4 protein-coding genes are annotated in these 4022 nt (G+C 75.6%); 1 reads left to right on the top strand and 3 read right to left on the bottom strand.

The features are described 5' to 3' along the window. Window positions 1-64: 64 nt before the first annotated feature. The gene (locus ACFRQN_RS40055) at window positions 65-502 is read right to left on the bottom strand and encodes a hypothetical protein (RefSeq protein ID WP_181970532.1); all 438 of its coding nucleotides are present in this window, start codon (window positions 500-502) and stop codon (window positions 65-67) included. A 549-nt stretch (window positions 503-1051) separates the two neighbouring features. Between ACFRQN_RS40055 and ACFRQN_RS40050 the strand changes: the two genes are divergently transcribed. After that, window positions 1052-1582, top strand: coding sequence for a MarR family winged helix-turn-helix transcriptional regulator (locus tag ACFRQN_RS40050; protein ID WP_380745579.1), 531 nt, complete (start codon window positions 1052-1054; stop codon window positions 1580-1582). On the opposite strand, the gene ACFRQN_RS40045 is transcribed toward ACFRQN_RS40050, so the two are convergent. Both ACFRQN_RS40045 and ACFRQN_RS40040 read right to left on the bottom strand, forming a co-directional pair. Next, the gene (locus ACFRQN_RS40045; protein ID WP_380745577.1) at window positions 1575-2936 is read right to left on the bottom strand and encodes a chloride channel protein; all 1362 of its coding nucleotides are present in this window, start codon (window positions 2934-2936) and stop codon (window positions 1575-1577) included. The genes ACFRQN_RS40050 and ACFRQN_RS40045 overlap by 8 nt on opposite strands. 200 nt (window positions 2937-3136) lie before the next feature. Next, on the bottom strand, window positions 3137-3871 hold the full coding sequence (locus ACFRQN_RS40040) for a TetR family transcriptional regulator (protein WP_234348735.1): 735 nt from the start codon (window positions 3869-3871) through the stop codon (window positions 3137-3139). Window positions 3872-4022 lie beyond the last annotated feature (151 nt).

Genomic DNA, 4022 nt, shown 5'->3' with positions numbered 1-4022 from the left:
GGGCATCCGGGTGGGCCTGGCCCGACGGGACGGTGCGGGTCACGCCCGAGGTGGCAGGGCTCGGTCAGCCCTCGTTGGCAGCGGCCGGAGCGGCAGCCTCGGCCGGAACCGCGGCCTCGGCCGGGGCGGCAGCGGGGGCGGCAGCCTCGACCGGAGCGGCGGCAGGAGCCGCAGCCGGGGCGGCGGCGGGCGCGGCGACCGCGGCGGCCGGGGCGTCGGCGGGGGCCGCGGCCGGGTCGACGAAGGTGGCACCCGAACCCGTGAAGGAACCGGTGACGCCGCTGTCGTCCGCCCAGATCCAGAAGTCCTCGTGCGAGACGCCATCGGGGCCGACGTGGGATTCGAGGGCCGCGAGACCGGCGCCGTTCTCGTTGGCGGTGAAGTAGCCCTTGCCGTAGTTCGCGTCGATGCCTCCAGTGCCGGCCGAGGCGAGGCCGGCGCAGCCGAGGACCAGCGGAACGGTGAGGGCGCCGACAGCCACGACTCGCTTGAGAGCACGCATGAAAATCTCCTCCACGGAGTTTCTGGATCGAGTGGCGGCGCCGGTCGGCCCCGCCGCGATTCAGACAGCCACGGCCCGCACCCCGCCGCAACCGGCGCCGCGACCCGTCCGGCCTCACGCCCCGTCAGAATCGCCGATCCCACCAGCGGAAATACAGTTCGTATGCCTATCTCGCAGGATCAGTCGGCTGGAGCACTCCCCCGTCACCCCTCGTCCCGATCGGCCCCCCGCCACGGACCGCCGCCGCACCGCCCGTCCCGCCCCGTCCCTCGGCAGCGTCATTCGAACGGGCCGATACGCGGCTCCGGCGTACGGGAACGGTTGGCTGGCGGCTCGGGCGGCCGACGCACTCTCGCGGATCGCACGTCCGGCTCCCATCGAAGTCCCGCCCTCGGCGGGCGGGTTGACGGACCACCCCCTTGACAGGCGCGCCGCACAATGCAGAATGACTTCATTATGAAGCAGGTACATACATCGGAGGAAGCGGCGGCCGGCCCGTTGGGGCGGGATGCCGAGGGCCGGCTGTACGACAGCAGGGTGCGGACGGCCATGGGCGTTTTCACGAAGGGCGGGGACACCCTGGCGCTGGAGGCGGCGGCCGCCGCACGCTCGGCGTTCCACGCGGTGGAGAAGCTGCGGGCGCACGGATCACGAGGACGGGGGCTGAGCGCGGGGGCGTTGGACGTGCTGGTGCGGCTCGGTGCGGCGAGCAGGGCGGGTGGAGCGGACGGAGGTGGTGAACCGGGCCTGACGGTGGGCGAGTTGGCCCGGGCCGGCGGGGTGAGCCCGCGCAATGCGACCGGCCTGGTGGACACCCTGGAGCGGGAGGGTCTGGCCCGCCGCTCCCCCGACCCGAACGACCGCCGGGCGGTGCTGGTCACCGCGACGGCCGAGGGGCTGGCCTGGCTGGAGGAGTTCCGGGCGCCCACCGAGCGCGCGATGGCCGCCGTCTTCCGCGGCTTCAGCGCCGAGGAGCTGGCCCAACTGCGGCACCTGTGCCTGCGGTTGGTGGAGAACCAGCAGCAGATCGAGCAGTACCTGACCGCGGTCCCGGACGGCCCGGGTGCGGAGGTCAGCTGACCCCGGCGTCCTCCGTGCGGCCGGCCGGGGCGGCCTCCCGCTTCGGCCGGCCGCGCAGCGCCTCCGCGGTGATGAAGGCCGCCACCGTGGACACGATCAGCAGCGGCATCGAGTTCGCCGCCTCGCCGCCGAGCAGGGCCGCCGCGAGGACGGTACTGGTGACGGGCAGGCCGGTGACGGCGGCACCGGAGGCCGCGAGGCCGACGGCCAGGGCGGGCGCGGCACCGAAGCCCGGCAGCGGCGCGCAGGCCGTACCGAGCGCCGCGCCGAGCAGGATCGCCGGGAAGATCGGGCCGCCGCGCAGGCTGCCGAGGGCGATCGACCAGCCCAGCCCCTTGCAGAGCACCAGGGCGAGCAGCGCGCCGACCGGCCAGGCGGCCGGGTCGGCGGCGAGCGTGCCCAGGGTGGCCTGCCCGGAGAGCGCGGCCTCCTCCGGGGAGCGGCCGGTGAGCAGGGCGTACGCGGCGAGGCAGCCGCCGACGGCGACCGCGCACAGCACGGTGCGCAGAGCCGTCTGCCGGGCGGTGCCGGTCGTGGTGAGGGTCTTCACCCGGCGGCCGACGGTCTGCCCGGCCACGCAGACCACGGCGATCGCGACGGCCAGCGGGACGCCCCAGAGGAAGTCACCCGCGTCCGGGACCCCGCTCTTCGGCACCTGCGGCAGCGAGAGCGCGCCGATCGCCAGGCCGGTCCAGTGGCCGAAGCCGGTGAAGACCAGCGCGCCGACCCCGCCGGCCAGCAGGCTGGGCAGGATCAGCGCGATCAGCTGCGGGCCGCCCAGCCCGGCCGCCTCGATCAGCATCACGGCGGCGACCAGCGGGCTGCCGAAGATGGTGGAGATCGCGGCCGCCGCCCCCGCCGTCCCCAACACCGCCACCAGCTGCGGCTGTTCGGCACGTCGGGCGGACCGGACGGCGAGCAGGGCGAGGCCGCCGCCGAGCGCCATCAGCGGTGCCTCCGGGCCGAGCACCACGCCCAGCGGCAGACCGGCGAGCGCGGCCAGCACCACGCCGGGGACGGCGACCGGCGGCGTGGGCGGGCCGCCCAGCCCGTCCACCGGGACGTGGCCGCCGCGCCCGGGCAGCCGGGTCACGACCGGGGCGAGCAGCAGGCCGGCCAGCAGCAGCGCGGGCAGCGGCCACCACCAGGGGGCGCGCCCGTAGCCGGCCGCGGCCGGCAGGCTCTCCCAGACCCAGTGCTGGAGTTCGTGCTCCAGGCCGACGAAGCCGAAGGCCGCCAGCGAGACCGGGATGCCGACCAGTGCCGAGATCAGCAGCAGGCGCGGGTAGCCCTTGTGCAGCAGCACCTCGTGCAGGGTCGGGCCGCTGCCCGGCTGCCGGGACGTCGTCGGCATCGCCGCTCCCTCGCGCTCCCGGGCCGCCCGCCGCCCGGGAGGCCCCGTCCTGCGACCGAGTCTCGCCCGGCGCCGGGAGCCGCGCACGGCGCACGGGCCGTCAACCGGGGCCGCTGCGGGCGCGGCTGCGCCGTCCGGGTGACGGTCGGGGGCGGCGCGTACCGGGGCGGGGGCTCCTTGCCGGGCCCGCGCGTCGGGCCTCAGCGGGCGTCGGTGCCCAGCGCGCTCTCGATGCTCTGGACCATCCGCCACAGCGGCGCCCGGCGGCTGGCGACCAGCACCACGACGTCGTCGGACTCGCCCTCGGCGGCGGCCTCGGCCGGGCGGTCGCCCCAGGTGCCGGTGACGAAGGCCATCGCCGCGTCCACCTCGGCCACCCAGTCGCTCTTCCCGCCCGAGCGCAGCCAGGTGCGCAGGGCGTGGTTGTGCGCGGAGACGACGGCGGCGGCGATCACGTCCGCGCGCAGGGGGCCGTCCGGGCGGTCGGCGAAGCGGCCGCGCAGGTAGGCGGCGAGGGTGTGCTCGTAGCGCCAGACCACGGACAGCTCGTACGCCCGCAGGCCGGGCACCTTGCGGGTCAGCCGGTAGCGCTGGACGGAGAAGGAGGGCTGCTCGGCGTACATCCGCAGGACCAGGCGGGCGGCGTCGCAGGCGTGCTTGACCGGGTCCTCCTCGCCGGTGCCGGACTCCAGGAACTCCGTCATCTCGGCGAGGCTGCGCTCGTGGTCGGGGAAGACCACGTCCTCCTTGGCCGGGAAGTAGCGGAAGAAGGAGCGCCGGCCGACGCCGGCCAGCGAGACGATGTCGTCGACGGTGGTCTGTTCGAAGCCGCGCTCCAGGAAGAGCTCGAAGGCCGCGGCCACCAGCGCCTCGCGCATCGCCGGCTTCGAGGGCCCGTCATTCATGGGCTGGTCCTGCTCTTCCTTCTCGCTCATCCACCGGAACCTAACATCCGTGCGCGGGGTCGGCGCCGACGGCCGGGCCGCTCCCAGGACCGGCCGTCGGTGCGTGTGTGTGCGCGTTACGGGAGGTTGCGGGCCATCACGATCCGCTGGACCTGGTTGGTCCCCTCGTAGATCTGCGTGA

This window comes from Kitasatospora sp. NPDC056800, assembly GCF_042789775.1.
GTDB lineage: Bacteria > Actinomycetota > Actinomycetes > Streptomycetales > Streptomycetaceae > Kitasatospora.
This window is presented reverse-complemented; position numbering and strand designations above follow the sequence as displayed.

What these genes read in the sequence shown, in the direction of transcription:
- ACFRQN_RS40050 (WP_380745579.1), top strand. Translation starts at nt 1,052, where the DNA reads ATGGGCGTTTTCACGAAGGGCGGGGACACCCTGGCGCTGGAGGCGGCG.
- ACFRQN_RS40040 (WP_234348735.1), bottom strand. Translation starts at nt 3,871, where the DNA reads ATGAGCGAGAAGGAAGAGCAGGACCAGCCCATGAATGACGGGCCCTCG.
- ACFRQN_RS40055 (WP_181970532.1), bottom strand. Translation starts at nt 502, where the DNA reads ATGCGTGCTCTCAAGCGAGTCGTGGCTGTCGGCGCCCTCACCGTTCCG.
- ACFRQN_RS40045 (WP_380745577.1), bottom strand. Translation starts at nt 2,936, where the DNA reads ATGCCGACGACGTCCCGGCAGCCGGGCAGCGGCCCGACCCTGCACGAG.